A 17,254-nucleotide genomic window follows, 5' to 3' on the forward strand; every position below is an offset into this window, starting at 1 on the left:
TCATATCGATATGCATTATAAGAAGTATCTAAGTATTGTCCACTAATATACTTATATAATATGAGTGTAACTAATTAGTTAGATAAAAACCATTAACGTTATGTTAAGGTTGATAGAATATTAATTGTTATTCAAACTATATTGTAATAATTACAGAAATAAGGAAGGTGTACAATGGGACACTATCCAATGGAATATTATGAATTTTTCGTTAAGTTCAATGAACAAGATTATTATACGTGTCACGATTTACTTGAAGAAATATGGATGACAGATAAATCAAACAGTTTCCTTAAAGGGTTATTACAAATGAGTGTAGCCATTTATCATTATGAGTATGGTAATGTGAAGGGTGCCCGTATAATGATGAAAGCAGCTCACAATTATTTGAAAGACTATCTCCCAGTATACTGGGGATTAGACCTAGAACATGTGTGTAAATTCATTGAGGAATGTATTTCCATTATACCATATGAGTTGGACAGCGTACCTTATCACGATGTAGGTAAATTACCAAAATTACCTGAGCTTTATTTGTATCTGGTGGAAAATTCATCTAAATAGAGAAATTGTCACTATTGATAAAAAACAAATTATTCTCTTGTATCAGTTAACATATGTTGTTGAATTTGCAGTTGTTCCTTATTTGTAAAAATATGAGATTTATTAAAAGTTTATACGTCTTTAATGTTTAAGATAAAAGTGTCTTGATTAAAGGTTGCACTGTAGTCTATTGGCTTTATATCAAGTGCACTCATTCGATAAAAGGAAGTAATTTCGTTATAATTAAATCAACTACCTTTAATATTGTTATGATAGTTAGTTAGAGCGACTGAGAAAAGAATGAAAGTATGATATGTATTTGTCATACTAAGGCTATTGTTATTATGTGAATAGATGTTCAGAATTAGAAGTGGAGGAATGTAGGTTATGTTTTCGGTAAATAACAAAATTGAGTTAAGAACTCAACGCGATGCTCTAGTTGTAGGTTTATTTTCTAATCGAAAAATATTAGAAGGTGTTTTACATAATATAGATCAAGCATTTGAGGGTGAGCTATTAAACCTTATTCGTGAGGGTGATATTAGTAGTAATACGAAAGCAATTAGTAACACATTTTCGTTTGGTAAAATTGGTGCTAAACGAATTTATGTGTTAGGGCTAGGTGATGAGAAGAAACTACAGCCTGCCATTTTACGTGAAGGTTTCGGAAAGCTATTTAAATCATTAAAAGCTGACAAGATTGAGAATATAACGATTGCATTTGATACATTTCTGAAAAAAGATGAAGATGGTTTTGATGTAGCTCATATTTTAGCGGAGTCATTACCACTCGCAACATATGACATTATTAACTATAAGAAAAAGTCTAATCAACGTGAAAGAGAAATTTCCGAAGTTGAAGTTTTAACTGATCGAGAACAAGGTTTGATCGAAGGTGGTCTTACACTTGGATATGTACATGGCAAAGGGGCAAATACTGCTAGAACATTAACAAATATGCCGGGGAATATGCTCACAGCTACAGATTTAGCGAAATTTGCTGTTTCGATTGCAGAAAAATGTAACATGGAATATGAAGTTCTTGAAAAAGAAGATATGGAAAAGTTAGGGATGGGTGCTTTATTGGCTGTAAATAAAGGCTCAGAAGAACCTCCAAAGATGATCGTATTGAAATACCAAGGGACAAATAAATGGGAAAACGTTCTTGGACTAGTTGGAAAAGGTATTACCTTTGATACAGGTGGTTACTCAATTAAGTCAAAAACAGGTATTGTTGGTATGAAAACTGATATGGGAGGAGCTGCTGCTGTATTAGGTGCGATGGAGATTATTGGTGAACTAAAGCCTTCACAAAATGTTGTTGCCGTGATCCCTTCAACCGATAATATGATCAGTGGTGATGCACTGAAGCCGGATGACGTTATAACAGCAATGAGTGGCAAGACGATTGAAGTATTGAATACGGATGCAGAAGGGCGTTTAGCACTTGCAGATGCGATTACTTACGCAAAACATCATGGAGCAGATTATCTTGTCGATGTTGCAACATTAACTGGTGGTGTAGTCGTTGCATTGGGTGAACACATTACTGGTGCAATGACAAATAATGAAGCACATTATGAAGAAGTATTACAAGCAGCGCATGAAGAATTTGAACCAGTATGGTTATTACCATTATTTGATCGAGACCGTAAACGTGTCCGAAATTCGAACATGGCAGACCTAAATAATTCTCCTGGTCGACCAGGGCATGCAATAGTTGCTGGTGCTTTCTTAGCGGAATTTGCAGAAGATACACCTTGGGTTCACTTAGATATTGCTGGAACTGCTACGACAAATTCTTCTTATGAATTAGGTCCTCAAGGAGCAACTGGAGTGATGGCACGTACTCTTGCAGTGTTGGCAGAAAGAATGGCAGAAAAAGAATAAATATATTTTGAGGTGAGTAGATAAAGTAGCCTTAAAGCACCTTTGACATTTATTCATATATCATTTATATAAAAGTTGATTAGACCGTTTTAGGTTTGATCAACTTTTTTTATTAGGTTCAATATGAGAGTTAGATAAATTGAAAATAACAATTTGACAGTAGTTAGAATATGTGTTAGGTTAGTAAATGTTTTAATGCATTAGTAATTTATCAGACTAAAGTAAAAGAAAGAAGGAAAGATCATGAATGCAGTTGTTGTGGCAGTAGTCATAATGCTCATATTAAGCTTATCTCGAGTTAATGTAGTACTTGCATTAGTAATAGGTGCAATTGCTGGAGGACTAACAGGAGGATTAGCAATCTCTGAAACAATTAAAGTTTTTACAGAGGGGCTTGGAGGTGCAGAAGTTGCATTAAGTTACGCCCTACTTGGAGGTTTTGCTGTTGCAATAGCTAGAACAGGATTACCAGACTTATTAGTTGGATTCGCACTTCGATTAGTTGGACGTAAAGGTGAAAGTAGAAGGGCATCAGCGACAAAGCTTCTCTTAATCCTTGTTATATTAATTATTTCGATTTCTTCACAAAATCTTATTCCAGTGCATATTGCATTTATTCCAATTTTAATTCCACCACTATTAAAGGTATTTAATGAGCTTGGTTTAGATAGAAGATTAATTGCTACGGTAATTACATTTGGTCTAACAGCACCATACATTTTACTACCGTTTGGATTCGGTAATATTTTTCATAAAATCTTACTTACAAATATGGCTGAGAGTGGCCTAGAAATTGAAAAGAGTATGATTCCACAAGCAATGATAATTCCGACTCTTGGTATGGCTGTTGGTTTATTAATTGCAGTATTTGTTTCTTATCGTAAAAACCGTTCTTATGAGAACATTGATATTGTTTCAGATGAAGTAGAAACAGATGTAGAAGTTTCTAAAGTAAATATTATTTTTGCATTAATAGCAATTGCTTCAGCACTTGTGTTCCAAATCATCACAAATTCGATGATAATTGGAGCAATCGCAGGTATTGTAACGATATATGTAGGATTCTTCTTTAATCGTAATGTACAATGGAAAGAAACGGATGACATGTTAACAGAAGGTATGAGGATGATGGCGTTCATAGGGTTTGTCATGATCGCTGCATCAGGTTTTGCAAGTGTCTTACGTGAGACTGGTCATGTAGCATTATTAGTTGACCAAGCAGTCGCAATTATTGGAGATAATAAAGCATTAGCAGCCATTATTATGCTTGTAGTAGGATTATTAGTAACGATGGGAATTGGTTCATCATTCTCTACTATTCCGATTATCGCAACGATCTTTGTACCATTGGCACTTCAACTTGGATTTAGTCCTTTAGCTACTACTGCACTTGTGGGAGCAGCTGCAGCACTAGGTGATGCGGGTTCACCAGCATCTGATAGTACACTAGGACCAACGTCAGGATTGAATGCGGATGGACAGCATAATCACATTTGGGATACGTGTGTACCTACATTCTTACACTACAATATTCCATTAGTTATATTTGGATGGATTGCAGCAGTTGTACTTTAATAGTTACAATAGATTAATAGAAAAAAGCTTGGCAAGAGAGAAGATGGAACATTCTCTGCCAAGCTTTTTTTATGCTGTACGGTTTAAATTGTTTAAGGAGCCTGAGCGGCGAATAGCGTGATAGATGCGAGGTGCTATAGCTGCACCTAGAGCTGTAAAAACAACGTCTTTAATAGCGAAAGGCATCATAACTTGCCAAGCTGTTAAGTAACCCATTTCAGCACCAATCCAGATGTTTAATGATGCATACATGAAGTTTGTACCGATAATATAGATAAGAATGATACCAACAAATGATGCGATATAGAATGTAGCTTTATTTGGTTTTTGTGTGCGTTCCATCACTTTCCCAGCAGCATAAGCTGCAAAGATATAAGATAATAAGAACCCACCAGTGCTTCCAAATATGACTCCAATTCCAGCGCCAAACTTGGCGAATACAGGCGCACCAGCAATTCCTACTAATAAGTATACGATCATTGAAAGGGAACCAAGGCGGCTACCGAGTAATACTCCAGCTAAAATAGCAAAGAATGGCTGCATCGAAAGTGGTACATTTGCAACCTGAAGAAATGGAGCCCAAGATGTTATATTTGCTCCAATTGCCATTAAGGCAACAAACATTGCAGCTAAAGTTAAGTCTACAGTTCTAAATCGTGGTTTATTTGAACTCATTTATTTACCTCCTTATGTAATAAGAAACATGTAGTATTTAGTTTAATAATAGATAAAGAGTGGACTTTAGTCAACGTTTCTTATTCTTTGGTTAACATATGTGCTTGTTACCTATTTTCTATAATATAGTGAGAAAATGAAACTTCTTACTACGATTTATCGTAAAATATAACTAACAGATGTTAAACAAAAAAGGCATGTTCTTGTCGAAAAACGTTAACAATGTACAGAGAACTAATAATGATGTAGGGGTGAAGATGACATGCGTTCCTTTATCTTGAAAATATGGAGAGGATTTATTGGGTTTAATGTGTCATTTCTTTTAGCACTTGTGTTATGGCTTGGATTCGACGTTCCTTGGTATTGGGTTATACCTTCTGCAGGAATAAGTTTTTGGCTTGTAACGATGATAATGGCAAAGTCATCAATAAAGAAAGTTGCAACTCAAAACCAGTTGAAGGTTCAAGAGTATCAGGAGATTCAAAAAACATTGCAAGAAGCGAAGCGAATGCTCGTTATTTTACAGCGGCATCGTTTCAAAGCTAAATCTTATAAGCTTTTTAAATCTATCAATCAAATATACCGTTATGCAAAGAACATCTATGAAATTGTTCAGAAGGAGCCGAAGCGTTTCTATTTGGCAAATGATTTTTTCTATCGATATCTAAATTCAGCAACTGAAATTGTCCAACGATACATGTTCCTCTCATCTCAACCAGTGCGTGATGTAGAATATATAGAGTCATTAACACGAACAGAAAATATGTTGCAGGATATGGAACAATGTTTGGAGAGAGAGTTGAAAAAAATTGTTTCAGATGATTTAGATAACCTAGACCTAGAATTAGATGTACTTAAACAATCAATTGAGAGGACAAGCACGACGACAAAATGAATAGAAAAATAAAATGGGGTGTAATAAATGAATAAACGATGGGACGATAAACAATCTGAAACAAACGGAGAAGAGCTGTTTGGTGAATCAACAAGTCAACTAGATGAATTAATAGCAAACCCGTTCGGAGATGAAATTGATGATGAACAATCAGTTGTGAAGAAACGAGAGGAAGCACCAAGAACAATTTATTCACAATTATCTGAAGAAGACCAACAGCGTGCGAGACAATTAGCTGAGCAAATCGATACGAAAAACTATCAAGCTGTTTTGCAATATGGTGTTGCGGCACAATCGAACTTATCGAAATTTTCACACGATATGTTAGATCACGTACAAACGAAAGATACAGGTCCTGTTGGAGAAGTCATTAATGAGTTGATGAGCAAGATTCAAGAGGTGAACCCTGAAGAGTTTAATGGAGAAAAGAAGGGTGTCTTGAAGAAATTATTCGGTTCCATGAAGCAATCAGTAAATCAAGTATTATCAAAGTATCAAAAGATTGGATCGCAAATTGATCGAGTAGCTGTGAAGCTGGATAAATCACGTGATGGTTTATTGGACGATATTAATATGTTAGAGAAACTATTCCAAAGAAATAGAGAATACTTTGATGCATTGAATATATACATTGCTGCAGCTGAAGGTAAGCTACAACAACTTCAGAACGAAACAATACCAAAAATGAGGAAAGAAGTAAACCAATCTGGCGATCAAATGATGGTGCAAGAAGTGAATGATATGATTCAGTTTGCTGATCGTCTTGAGAAACGAATGCATGACTTAAAGCTAAGTAGGCAAATTACGATGCAAAGTGCACCACAGATACGGATGATTCAAAATATGAATCAAGCACTTGTTGAGAAGATCCAATCATCTATTCTAACAGCTATCCCACTATGGAAAAATCAAGTTGTTATAGCATTAACGTTGTTCAGACAACAACGCGCCGTAGAGGCACAAAAGCAAGTAACTGAAACGACAAATGAACTTCTTTTAAAAAACTCAGAGATGTTGAAGGTTAATTCAATTGAAACAGCAAAAGAGAATGAAAAAGGAGTTGTTGATGTAGAAACATTGAAAAAAACGCAGTCGAACCTTATGACGACCCTTGAAGAAACATTAAAAATTCAGCAAGAAGGAAGAGAAAAGCGTCGTCATGCTGAACATCAATTAATTAATATGGAGCAAGAGTTGAAACAAAAGCTACTAGAGTTAAAAGAAAATGAGCAATAAGGCTGTTAATTATGACAGCTTTTTTTATTAAATGACACATATAAACATAGGTTACTTACGTAATGTTTAGGTTTTGGTACTAACTGAGTTTAGGGAAAGGAGATTATGATCGAGTAGCAAATTCCATCAATTATTAACATGTTGTTAGGGGGAGCAATGATGTACAAGTTAAAACCTTTTGAAAGAGATGATTTTCCAACAATCATAGAATGGAGTGGAGATGAGCGATTCTTACTACAATGGTCTGGACCTAGTTTGAAGTACCCTTTAGATGAAAACCAACTCGAGAAATTATTAGATGGAGCAAATAAAGAAGGTAATTCAGAAAGTCTAATGTATAAAGTGATTGACTCTCATTGCAATGAGATGGTCGGAATTATTGCGCTATCAAGATTAAATTATAAACATCGTACTGGACGCATTGGTAAAGTGCTAACTTCTCCTACAATGAGGGGGAAGGGATTAGGTAAATGGATGATGAAAGAAATGTGCCGCATTGGTTTTGAAGAGTTGTCACTTCATCGTATTAGCCTCGGTGTTTTTGATTTTAATGAAGGTGCAATTCGTTGTTATGAGAAAGTTGGCTTTCAAAAAGATGGTCTATTAAGAGAAGTTGTTCAAGTGGATGGCGAGTATTGGAATATGTTTGAAATGAGTATGCTTGAAGATGAATGGAAAGATCAAGTAAGTAAGAAGAGATAGATTACTTGAAAGAAAGATATACTCTAAAACATAGAGTATATCTTTCTTTCAAAGGATAAGATGAAAAAATGTGTGTCATAGGATAGTGCTCGTTAGCTCAAGTGGAAGAACGTTACGTTCTCTTAATGACAATGAAAAGAAATAATTCTTCGCAAGCTATACCCAGCATATATCCAGTTCCTTCCTGTCCATCGATAACCTGATACAGAACGTCTACCTACATAAACCGGATAGAACCAAAATGAATTGCCACCTCTCATCCATATATAAGTAAAGCGATATAGGCAGCCAGCAATTGTACGAGGATCAACAGCTGTTAACCCTGAAGAAGTTTGTTGTTGTGGAATATATTGTGGTGGAGGTGATGAAGGTGCTTGCTCATTGTTTTGAGATGTAGGGAAATTATTATTTCCTTGTCCTAAAGGAACGAAATTGGTAACGTGCGATGGATTAACAAAGGGTAAATGCTCATTTGCACTATGATTAAATGAACTTTGATTGAGTAAATGGTTGCTTAAGTTATGAGTTGGAAAATTTGAATGATGTCTGTACATATCGATTACTCCTCTACTATTAGACTCCTATATTTTATGTAAGTGTCGATTACTTGTGACAAACAACTACTGTAAGAGCGTGTTCAATAAGGATGGAGAAGAACTAGGTCGCTAAGGTCGCGGCACCGGATTGAGGCCACTGCACTGAGAAACATTTCTGCTGCCTTGTATCGAGGAATTCCCTTCTCCGAAAATTGTTACATACGTAGATACATACTAGTTAGTATTTGCCGAATAAGTTACGAAGGAGGATATACTACAATATTCCATGTTAATCACCAACATGTGACTGACACATCCTGTCCAAGTACAGTCAATTTTCCCGAACCCCTATGTAAATAAAAAAGGTGAAAAGTTAGAAGGATTATATGTTTTTATATGTAGTACATATTAGGTGGTTGACAATTGTTCAAAAAGGAGTAATATATAGTGATAATTATCAGAATATTATAATTACTAGGGTGGGGAACTTATGAAATATCCATTTGCAAAACGGGTTAGACATCTACAATCATCAGCTGTTAGAGACTTATTAAAAGTTGTTAATCAAAATAATGTCATCTCATTTGCGGGCGGTTTACCAGACGAGAAGCTCTTTCCATTCGAAGCAGTAAAAGAATCATTTTCAAGAACAATGGAATCAGGGAATAAAGCGTTACAGTATGCTGAGACAGAAGGATATGGTCCATTACGAGAATTGTTAGTTGAACGTATGAAAACAAAAGGGATGGGACAATGGGGTACTGATAATATTCTTATCACAACAGGATCACAGCAGGCAATTGATTTATTCTCACGCGTATTTTTTAATCCTGGTGATATTATTTTCACTGAGAATCCAACGTATCTAGCAGCATTACAAGTATTTGAATCATATGAAGCACGTATTATTGCAGTTGAAGCAGACGAACATGGGATGTTACCAGAGGATCTCAACGCAAAAATGAAGCAGTATCGACCAAAATGCATATATGTAGTTCCAACTTTCTCTAATCCAGCTGGAAGAGTATGGTCCCAAGAGCGTCGTGAATTACTATTGAGGTTAGCTAAAAAATACCATGCAGTTATATTTGAAGATGATCCTTATGGTGATATTCAATTTCATCGTAATGAAACATATAAACCAATAGCATCAATGGATGACGGTAGTCACGTTGTTTATACGAGTACATTCAGTAAGACAGTTGTACCTGCACTGCGCACAGGGTGGATAGCAGGTCCACATCAAGTTGTTCGGATTATGGCACAAGCTAAACAGGCTAACGACTTACACTCTAACTCTCTTTCTCAACAAATGTTATACCACCTTTTACGAAACTTTGATTTGGATACACATATTCAGTCGGTTGTTTCGGTGTACTATGAACGATTAAAAATTATGATGACTCAATTAGAGAAAAGTAGTTTACCTGGTCTTAACTATATTGAGCCAAAAGGAGGTATGTTTCTTTGGCTTGAGTTAGAAGAAGGGATTAACACGACAGAGTATTTAGAGGAGGCAGTGAAACGTGGTGTAGCTTATGTTCCTGGTGCACCTTTTTATGCAGGCAAGGTCAAGCATAATACGATGCGCTTAAACTTTACGAATTCAACACCAGAGAATATAGATAAGGGTATGTATCTATTATCAACAGTATTTGATACACGACAAATTGATAAACAGTTACCAATTTAACTGTCTGTTCTTAACAGGCAGTTTTTATTTTGTAATGAAAGAAAATTTTGTTAACAAAATGTTTGAAAGTTACACCTTTGTTCTTTTGACATTACATTGTACAATAAGAACTGTATATCTTTCGCGCTATCATTGTCGATATAAAGGCAGAAATATTTGGACATGCTTTTGATACAGTTATTCAGTGATTCGTAGTAAAAAGGAGGAGAAAGAAAATGGAACAACAACATACGGTGAAACAACGGAATTTCACACCAATTATTGTTATACTTACAATCGCAATTAATTCATTAGTCGCGATCCTATTCTTTATGCCGAAATATAATGGTCTAGGTGATGTTGATTTAACCTTTTTACCTTTTTTGAATGCGGTGATGAATAGTTTTACGTTTGTATTTTTAGTGGCAGCACTTGTTTCAATTAAGAAAAAAAATATAAAAAGCCACACACGTTTTGTTTTTGCTGCATTAAGTACAACAGCGATCTTCTTAGTTTCGTATGTAACGTATCATGCGTTAGCTGAATCTACACATTTTGGAGGAGAAGGTGTTATAAAGTATGTATATTACTTTATATTAATTTCTCACATCTTATTATCAATAGTAATCGTGCCGCTTGTTTTAACGTCTGTAGCACGTGGAATAAATAAGCAAACAGAAAAGCATCGAAAAATTGCTAAGATTACGATGCCAATGTGGTTATACGTAAGTATGACAGGGGTTCTTGTTTATCTCATGATTTCTCCATATTATTAATTCAAAAAAAGGTGTCGATAATTCGGCACCTTTTTAATGTGTATAGATTACAAAAAATAACTTAAATGATAGAATTATCATGTATTTGTATTTGTATTTGTATTTGTATTTGTTCTTGCAATTTGAAGGGTTAGTAAGCTTTAAACTTTTTTAGTGGTTAATGTTGAAGTAGATTTAAAAAAACAATATGGATATGGTTATAAGATAGTTGAAGAAATTGATAGTTAAAGAGGGGTATAGTTTTGCCAGGGATTAAGAATTCTCATTATACATGCTATTTTCCATTATTATCAATTGTTTTATTGAGTGCTTCATTTGCAATTAGCACTCAGAATAAGGTGATTGATTCACTTCAAAGCTTAGGTATTCTTCAAGCTTTGATAGAGTTATTTTCTTTCAATAACTTACGATTTTTACTCTTTTTTGGAATCATGTTATGTTTTTTCTTTCTTTTAAGCGGATTAAAGATTATCTTTACAACACTAGTACAATTTTCGTGTCTACTCTTTGCGGATGAGAAACATATTGAGCAAGATAGGCATATGGAAGAAGGCAGGTTTATTTATTTAATAGGCGCTGTTCTTTCAATGGTCGTTTCACAATCGTTACTTATTGTATGTATGATTTTCTTCGTAACGACTTTTGTTTATTTTGTTTTTCTTGTATATCGAATGATTGAACACTTTACATTGCTTCCATTGATAGGGTTTATCTTTGCTAACACATTAAGTTTGTTAATATTTGTATTAGGTGTAGGTTACTTCACTTTGCGGATATACAGGCTCGTGTTAGAGAGTTTGCCAATATAATTTTACAGAAGTCATTCCTTTATATATTAAAAAGGAAATGACTTCTTTCATTTTGATATGACTAAAAATGATTCAATAGTGTCTAAAAAATAGACAGTTCCTTTTTGTAGAAGACTACATAATCTCTTTTCTAATTGGCACAATCTTTGCATATATAAGGATGTGCATCATAAATGAAATAGGGGGAATAAAGATGGAAATGAGTAAATGTATTGCTTTTGTAACAGGAGGAGCTTCAGGTCTTGGTGAAGCTACAGTGCGTAACGTTGTTGCTAATGGAGGAAAGGCAATCGTGGCAGATTTAGCTGAGGAGAGAGGGAAGGCATTAGAAGCAGAATTGGGTGACCAAGCACTTTTTATTAAAACAGATGTGACAAGTGAAGAAAGTGTCCAATATGCATTATCAGAAGCAATCGATAAGTTCGGCATGGTGAATGCAGTTGTAAACTGTGCAGGCATTGCGATAGCACAAAAAGTAATTGGTCGAAAAGGCACACATGGTTTAGATGCTTTTTCGAAAGTTTTACACGTTAATTTGACAGGTACATTTAATGTAATTCGCTTGGCGGGACATGTGATGCAACAAAATGAGCCGAATAAAGAAGGTGAGCGTGGTGTTATTGTAAATACCGCATCAGTAGCAGCATATGATGGCCAAATCGGTCAAGCTGCATACAGTGCTTCAAAAGGTGGCATCGTAGGTATGACTTTGCCAATTGCTCGTGAGTATGCATCATTTGGTGTACGTGTGATGACGATCGCACCTGGTCTATTTCATACGCCAATGTTTGATACATTACCTGAAGCAGCTAAAGTTGCGCTCGGTGCGATGACACCGTTCCCAAAACGTCTAGGTTATCCACAAGAATATGCACATTTAGTTAAGAGTATTGTCGAAAATCCAATGTTAAATGGTGAAGTAATACGCCTTGATGGTGCGATACGGATGCAACCGAAGTAAGATAATGAGTAAGTGTAGACAAATATAGGTGAGAAATATAACTATAATGATGCGATTATCTCTATATAGCTAATATTTTACGGTAAAAAAGTCGATTCCCCAATGGAAATCGACTTTTTTATGTGGACGGATTTGGAACTAACTGATGCTAATTCATTACTTAGAAATGATTGATGAGAGGTTTATGTTAATTTCGATAGCTGTTCTTTATTTTTTCTTTAGTTTTTATTAAATGTTTCTTTAGAGGGAAATTGTATGATTTTTTGTATGAGGATAGTTTTTTAGATATCCATAGCCTCGATCATGCTGACTCGGGAATAACACCTTTAGAACAAAGTAATATTAAGGTTTAATATTAGAAGAATTTCTTTAACAAGAGGATTCATTCTTGAGAAAAATTTATAAAGTTTCATTATCGTTATCTTATATGTTCTTATAATGCATTTCCTCATACTTAATGATTGAATTTAAAAAAATTCGAAAAGATAAAAATATAATTACTCTTTTTGTATACTAAAATTTCACAGCTTTTATAATTATGATATTTATGTAAAAACTATATGTACTTAGATTGAATAGGTGAATATGCCATTGTTTTAGTGAATCCGCTTGACTGGGCTAATTTCAACTTTGCAAAATTTCATAGGAAACCAATGTTTTACTGGAAAAGGAGATAGCTATTATGGAGCATATTCTTGTCGTCGATGACGATAAAGAAATCGTCAATTTAATTCATATTTATTTGGAAAATGAAGGGTTTAAGGTTTTTAAAGCATTTAATGGGGAAGAAGCCATTGATATTTTTAAAAAGGAAGAATTTCATTTAATTATTATAGATAATATGATGCCTAAAAAAACTGGAATAGAAGTAATTAGAGATCTAAGAGAAAACCATCACATACCAATTCTCATGTTAAGCGCAAAGTCAGAAGATATAGATAAAATAACAGGGTTAACAGTGGGTGCAGACGACTATTTGACAAAACCTTTTAACCCTTTAGAATTAGTAGCTCGAGTAAAGACGCTAATGAGACGAGCATATCGATATCAAGATAAAAATATGGCTCAGAATGATGAAGTTATACAAATCAGTGGACTTGAGATAAATAAAAAAGTACATACAGTTAAGGCAAATAACCAACTCATTCAATTAACTGCAAAAGAGTTTGAGATTCTATATGTTTTAGCAACAAATCGAGGGAAAGTATTTAGCTCAGAGAATTTGTTTCAAATGGTTTGGAAAGAGCGATATTACAGTTCGAATAATACTGTAATGGTTCATATGAGTAATCTTCGAGAAAAGTTAGAAAGGGCACTAGGGCATAAGATTATTAAAACGATTTGGGGAGTAGGGTATAAAATCGATGATGAATAGATTAGAGAAGTACTTTGGGGCTCTAAAGTATGTAGTTAGCGCGCTCTTAGCAGTTCTTACTATATTTGTACTATTTCAAATTGTAGAGTGGATAATAAACGCACAACCTGAATGGAGATATACTGATATTTTCAAGTACTTAAAGTTTGTTTTAACGACTGAAAGTATTTCTGTAAGTATAATGATTCTCTTTGTTTTCTATTCATTAATTTTCACAATTATTTATGACAAGTTTCAATTAAATAATATTAGGCTAGCAGTAGACAAATTAGCAAAAGAAAATTTTGATGAAGAATTAAATATAAATAGAAATCAGATTATTACTTACATTAATCAAATGAATAAACAGCTTTCAGTTTTGATTGAAAAAGAGAAAAGTGCGATTAGTTTGAAAAATGAACTAATAAGTAATGTTTCACATGATTTAAGAACACCTTTAACATCAATTATCGGTTATATGGACTTAATACAGGATAATAAATTTAAGGATGAAGTAGAATTAATGTATTACATTGACATTGCTTATGAGAAGTCACTGAGGTTAAACAGAATGGTGAATGATCTGTTTGAATTCTCAAAAGTAAGTAATAAAGACATTAAACTTCATTATACTACGTTTAATTTAATTGAGTTATTTCAGCAGCTTGCAACTGAGTATTCTCTTCCATTAAGACGTTCAAATATGGATTTGGAGATTAATTATCGAGATAAAGAAATGTTGATTACTGCTGATCCAGATAAGCTTATGAGAGTATTTGAGAATTTGATTTCAAATGCGATTAAGTATGGAAAATCAGGTCATAAAATTGATGTCATAATTGAAAAAGAAGCTGAGTTTTGTACAGTTAAAGTTAAGAATTATGGAGATAAGATCCCTTCTTATGCACTTCCTTATATTTTTGATAGGTTATTTCGCGTTGAAGAATCTCGTTCAGACAAAACTGGAGGAAGTGGCTTAGGGTTAGCTATTGCGAAAGGAATTGTAAACTCACATCACGGAGAAATTATCGCTTTTAGTGACGATGTTGAAACAGTGTTCCAAGTAAAATTACCATTAAAAGAGGTAAGTAATGAATAATTCCAATCTAATAATAGTGGAATTATCCGATACTTACCTCTAATCTGTCTTATATGATTTGGGTTGTATATCTTCATTAAACATCTCAAGTTATTTTTTACTTTATCTTTCCACTTTGTTTTATTTTCTTACTTTTCAATTGACGCTGAGACTCCCACTTCAAAACTTATGAGAATCAACGAAGTTTAAGTGGAAGAGGGCCATGATCATACCCCTGTGGTAATTTACCTTATTGGTTCAACTAACCATCAGTGGAGGATGAAAGAAATCTCCCACTGATAAAAGTTACACATTATTTGTTGGTTAATACTAGTCGGTTTCAATATTTGGTTCTATTTTACCATATTCTTCTTTTAGTAGCTTTCCTAATTTTTCTGGTTGGTCAAATAGATAAACATCGCCTACAACTTTATATGGATGTTGAAATGAAAGGCGTCTGCTTATTTCTATAGCAGAAGTTAATTCTTCACCTGTTAAAGCATCTGATATCTTACCTGTTCTAATATCCCACTCAAGGGTGCCGAGCTTATTTAAATATTCATTTGTTTCTTCGATATGAAAGAACCCTATACCTGTTCTTCCATCAATCATTGAATAGTCATAATTATATTGAAGTTCTATAAGAGCAATTTCAAAATCATAGTGTTCAGGATTAGAAATTTTCAATTCTTCCAAATATTTAAGTTTTTCTTCATTTTTGTTCTTTAATAGTTCATCAATACTTTTAGAATTAGGGGTTCTCAATGCATCTCTTTGTTTCATAATAACTTCAATCATAACTTTAGGATCAGAGGCTAAAGCTTCTCTAAGAGCTACTTGTGCTTGATCCCGATCTATTTGATTATCATCTCTACTTACTAGACTAGTGGCTATTCCAATTCCAGAAAATAATATCCCAACGGTAAGTACTAAAGGTAATACTTTCATAAGTAATGCCTCTCCTTCTACAGATGAAACAATTTCTTAATGCTTAAATTAATTAAATCATTGTTGGATCATTTAAGGACGTAGGTGCATGGTAAACTAGTTCCTATAATAATTCCATATATATAAGTATGTATATTTCTTCAACAGTTACTCTTATAAACGTAAAAAGATAATAAGGAAATAAGCACGACTCGAAATTGGGATCACTTACCTTAACGTAGTATTCATACAAAAGATACCCTGTTTAGTATGTGTAGAATTGGGTATCTTTTGTATCTAAATGTCAACTATTTTTCATTCCAATATATTTTTTCGTAAAAACTTTCTACATCATTATCATCAAATGCTAAATGCTTATTCTTCTATATAATCAGCCCAATATGGGTCAATTTTTATTAATAATTCCAATTCTTCTGGAGTCATATCTGATATATCCATAACATAATTGTCGAAAATTTTCTTGAATATTTTATTTTTCCCCTGTTTATTTCCTTGTCTTAATCCTTCATTTAATTGGTCTAATAATTGAGTGTCTCCCTTTTTAACTGCGATTGATTGAGTAGGTATAGTCATTCCAGATGTTCCCATAACTTCATCAGTGTATTTATAAGAATCATCGGCTAAGAGTCTTATTTCATAGTCTGCATTTTCAAACATGATCGCTCGGACTGCAAATGCATTGAGAAATGACATTTGAGCATTTCCATTTTTAAGATCTAATAATACTTCCTCTTCTGTATCATACAATCGAACCTCTGCTCCAAAACGTTCTGAAAGGAGTTGAGCTACATCTGCAGCAATACTCCCTTCCTTAACAACAATTACATCCCCTTCTTTTAAATCTTCAATATTATTAATAGGACTATTTTCTTGTACTGCGGCTTTTATATTCATCGTAGTTAAATACACGTCTGGTGCAGTAAAATCAACCTGTTCTTTTGTCTTATCCGATACAGTTAATGATGTTCCAGAAATAGCAATATCGATCTCTCCGTTTTGTAATGAAGGAATGAGGTCGGTAAATACAAGAGGTTTAAATTCAATCATTAATCCTTGATGGTCAGCAATAGCCTCCATAGTATCTACGTCTATACCGACTAACTCTCCTTCCTCATTTAAATATGCGAATGGTTTGTTCGCTTTCTCTATACCAACGATTAGTTCATCCTTATTAAGGTTCTCATTGCCTTCGTTTTCTTTTTGATGTTGACTTTGTGATTCACTATTTTCAAAGTTATTGCTTTCTTTTGCTGATTGCGCATTGCAGCCTGTTAAAACAAATATAACTGCAAGTGCTAAAAGAAATATACGTTTCATTTAAATACCTCCAAGAAGTTTATTATCTTCGAGATAAATACTACGTTTATTTTCTTAAGAAAATATAAAAAAAATATCAAGATACTATAAAGAAAGAATTTATATGTAGCACTATGCCATCAATCTTCTTATTAATAGTTAATACAAAACAAGCATCAAATCTTTTATCAATTCAACATTTTAAAAGTTTATGTATACGATAGCAACGATGTTTTATACCGTTGCTTTATTAAGACATGAAGTCATTCTTATTACAAACCTCTTTCATTTCTTTAGTATTTCTTAAG

The 17,254-nt window shown here is 33.8% G+C and carries 16 protein-coding genes; 12 read left to right on the forward strand and 4 right to left on the reverse strand.

Annotated elements, in window-relative coordinates; translation table 11 throughout:
- The first annotated feature begins 174 nt into the window (after window positions 1-174).
- From BFG57_RS02865 to BFG57_RS02875, 3 genes are all read left to right on the forward strand, one after another.
- On the forward strand, window positions 175-564 hold the full coding sequence (locus BFG57_RS02865) for a DUF309 domain-containing protein (protein ID WP_069715961.1): 390 nt from the start codon (window positions 175-177) through the stop codon (window positions 562-564).
- A 366-nt stretch (window positions 565-930) separates the two neighbouring features.
- Window positions 931-2,433 carry a leucyl aminopeptidase gene (locus BFG57_RS02870; protein ID WP_069715962.1) on the forward strand — a complete coding sequence of 501 codons (1,503 nt, stop codon included), beginning with the start codon at window positions 931-933 and terminating at the stop codon, window positions 2,431-2,433.
- 243 nt (window positions 2,434-2,676) lie between these two features.
- Window positions 2,677-4,008 carry a Na+/H+ antiporter family protein gene (locus BFG57_RS02875; protein ID WP_069715963.1) on the forward strand — a complete coding sequence of 444 codons (1,332 nt, stop codon included), beginning with the start codon at window positions 2,677-2,679 and terminating at the stop codon, window positions 4,006-4,008.
- Window positions 4,009-4,077: 69 nt separating this feature from the next.
- On the opposite strand, the gene BFG57_RS02880 is transcribed toward BFG57_RS02875, so the two are convergent.
- The gene (locus BFG57_RS02880; protein ID WP_069715964.1) at window positions 4,078-4,683 is read right to left on the reverse strand and encodes a biotin transporter BioY; all 606 of its coding nucleotides are present in this window, start codon (window positions 4,681-4,683) and stop codon (window positions 4,078-4,080) included.
- Between the two features lie 262 nt (window positions 4,684-4,945).
- Between BFG57_RS02880 and BFG57_RS02885 the strand changes: the two genes are divergently transcribed.
- The 3 genes from BFG57_RS02885 (at window position 4,946) to BFG57_RS02895 (ending at window position 7,516) form a co-directional block, all read left to right on the forward strand.
- Complete coding sequence (locus tag BFG57_RS02885) at window positions 4,946-5,578, forward strand: 5-bromo-4-chloroindolyl phosphate hydrolysis family protein (RefSeq protein WP_069715965.1); 633 nt, start codon at window positions 4,946-4,948, stop codon at window positions 5,576-5,578.
- A gap of 27 nt (window positions 5,579-5,605) precedes the next feature.
- A complete protein-coding gene (locus BFG57_RS02890; protein ID WP_083249028.1) occupies window positions 5,606-6,814 on the forward strand; it encodes a toxic anion resistance protein in 1,209 nt (402 codons plus the stop codon).
- 159 nt (window positions 6,815-6,973) lie between these two features.
- A complete protein-coding gene (locus BFG57_RS02895; protein ID WP_069715966.1) occupies window positions 6,974-7,516 on the forward strand; it encodes a GNAT family N-acetyltransferase in 543 nt (180 codons plus the stop codon).
- Window positions 7,517-7,638: 122 nt separating this feature from the next.
- Here the strand turns inward: BFG57_RS02895 and BFG57_RS18790 are convergent, their stop codons facing one another.
- Window positions 7,639-8,070, reverse strand: a complete 432-nt coding sequence (locus BFG57_RS18790) for a hypothetical protein (protein WP_069715967.1) — start codon at window positions 8,068-8,070, stop codon at window positions 7,639-7,641.
- Between the two features lie 472 nt (window positions 8,071-8,542).
- On the opposite strand from BFG57_RS18790, the gene BFG57_RS02905 reads away from it, so the two are divergent.
- The 6 genes from BFG57_RS02905 to BFG57_RS02930 all read left to right on the forward strand — a co-directional run bounded on the left by BFG57_RS02905 (window position 8,543) and on the right by BFG57_RS02930 (window position 14,723).
- Complete coding sequence (locus tag BFG57_RS02905) at window positions 8,543-9,745, forward strand: aminotransferase-like domain-containing protein (RefSeq protein WP_069715968.1); 1,203 nt, start codon at window positions 8,543-8,545, stop codon at window positions 9,743-9,745.
- Between the two features lie 215 nt (window positions 9,746-9,960).
- A complete protein-coding gene (locus tag BFG57_RS02910) occupies window positions 9,961-10,500 on the forward strand; it encodes a DUF420 domain-containing protein (RefSeq protein ID WP_069715969.1) in 540 nt (179 codons plus the stop codon).
- 242 nt (window positions 10,501-10,742) lie between these two features.
- A complete protein-coding gene (locus BFG57_RS02915; protein ID WP_069715970.1) occupies window positions 10,743-11,309 on the forward strand; it encodes a DUF5366 family protein in 567 nt (188 codons plus the stop codon).
- A 193-nt stretch (window positions 11,310-11,502) separates the two neighbouring features.
- Window positions 11,503-12,270, forward strand: coding sequence for a 3-hydroxyacyl-CoA dehydrogenase (locus BFG57_RS02920; RefSeq protein WP_069715971.1), 768 nt, complete (start codon window positions 11,503-11,505; stop codon window positions 12,268-12,270).
- A gap of 679 nt (window positions 12,271-12,949) precedes the next feature.
- Window positions 12,950-13,645, forward strand: a complete 696-nt coding sequence (locus BFG57_RS02925) for a response regulator transcription factor (protein WP_069715972.1) — start codon at window positions 12,950-12,952, stop codon at window positions 13,643-13,645.
- Window positions 13,638-14,723, forward strand: a complete 1,086-nt coding sequence (locus BFG57_RS02930) for a sensor histidine kinase (protein WP_175428257.1) — start codon at window positions 13,638-13,640, stop codon at window positions 14,721-14,723. The genes BFG57_RS02925 and BFG57_RS02930 overlap by 8 nt, the downstream gene beginning before the upstream one ends.
- A gap of 309 nt (window positions 14,724-15,032) precedes the next feature.
- On the opposite strand, the gene BFG57_RS02935 is transcribed toward BFG57_RS02930, so the two are convergent.
- Window positions 15,033-15,650: a hypothetical protein gene (locus BFG57_RS02935; protein WP_069715974.1), complete on the reverse strand. Its 618-nt coding sequence runs from the start codon at window positions 15,648-15,650 to the stop codon at window positions 15,033-15,035.
- Window positions 15,651-16,004: 354 nt separating this feature from the next.
- On the reverse strand, window positions 16,005-16,967 hold the full coding sequence (locus BFG57_RS02940; RefSeq protein WP_069715975.1) for an ABC transporter substrate-binding protein: 963 nt from the start codon (window positions 16,965-16,967) through the stop codon (window positions 16,005-16,007).
- Window positions 16,968-17,254 lie beyond the last annotated feature (287 nt).

The organism is Bacillus solimangrovi (assembly GCF_001742425.1).
In the GTDB taxonomy this organism is placed as follows: Bacteria; Bacillota; Bacilli; order Bacillales; family Bacillaceae_N; genus Bacillus_AV; species Bacillus_AV solimangrovi.

Excerpts from the sequence above, each read along its gene's own strand:
- BFG57_RS02865 (WP_069715961.1), top strand. The coding sequence starts at position 175 with ATGGGACACTATCCAATGGAATATTATGAATTTTTCGTTAAGTTCAAT.
- BFG57_RS02870 (WP_069715962.1), top strand. The coding sequence starts at position 931 with ATGTTTTCGGTAAATAACAAAATTGAGTTAAGAACTCAACGCGATGCT.
- BFG57_RS02875 (WP_069715963.1), top strand. The coding sequence starts at position 2,677 with ATGAATGCAGTTGTTGTGGCAGTAGTCATAATGCTCATATTAAGCTTA.
- BFG57_RS02880 (WP_069715964.1), bottom strand. The coding sequence starts at position 4,683 with ATGAGTTCAAATAAACCACGATTTAGAACTGTAGACTTAACTTTAGCT.
- BFG57_RS02885 (WP_069715965.1), top strand. The coding sequence starts at position 4,946 with ATGCGTTCCTTTATCTTGAAAATATGGAGAGGATTTATTGGGTTTAAT.
- BFG57_RS02890 (WP_083249028.1), top strand. The coding sequence starts at position 5,606 with ATGAATAAACGATGGGACGATAAACAATCTGAAACAAACGGAGAAGAG.
- BFG57_RS02895 (WP_069715966.1), top strand. The coding sequence starts at position 6,974 with ATGTACAAGTTAAAACCTTTTGAAAGAGATGATTTTCCAACAATCATA.
- BFG57_RS18790 (WP_069715967.1), bottom strand. The coding sequence starts at position 8,070 with ATGTACAGACATCATTCAAATTTTCCAACTCATAACTTAAGCAACCAT.
- BFG57_RS02905 (WP_069715968.1), top strand. The coding sequence starts at position 8,543 with ATGAAATATCCATTTGCAAAACGGGTTAGACATCTACAATCATCAGCT.
- BFG57_RS02910 (WP_069715969.1), top strand. The coding sequence starts at position 9,961 with ATGGAACAACAACATACGGTGAAACAACGGAATTTCACACCAATTATT.
- BFG57_RS02920 (WP_069715971.1), top strand. The coding sequence starts at position 11,503 with ATGGAAATGAGTAAATGTATTGCTTTTGTAACAGGAGGAGCTTCAGGT.
- BFG57_RS02930 (WP_175428257.1), top strand. The coding sequence starts at position 13,638 with ATGAATAGATTAGAGAAGTACTTTGGGGCTCTAAAGTATGTAGTTAGC.
- BFG57_RS02935 (WP_069715974.1), bottom strand. The coding sequence starts at position 15,650 with ATGAAAGTATTACCTTTAGTACTTACCGTTGGGATATTATTTTCTGGA.
- BFG57_RS02940 (WP_069715975.1), bottom strand. The coding sequence starts at position 16,967 with ATGAAACGTATATTTCTTTTAGCACTTGCAGTTATATTTGTTTTAACA.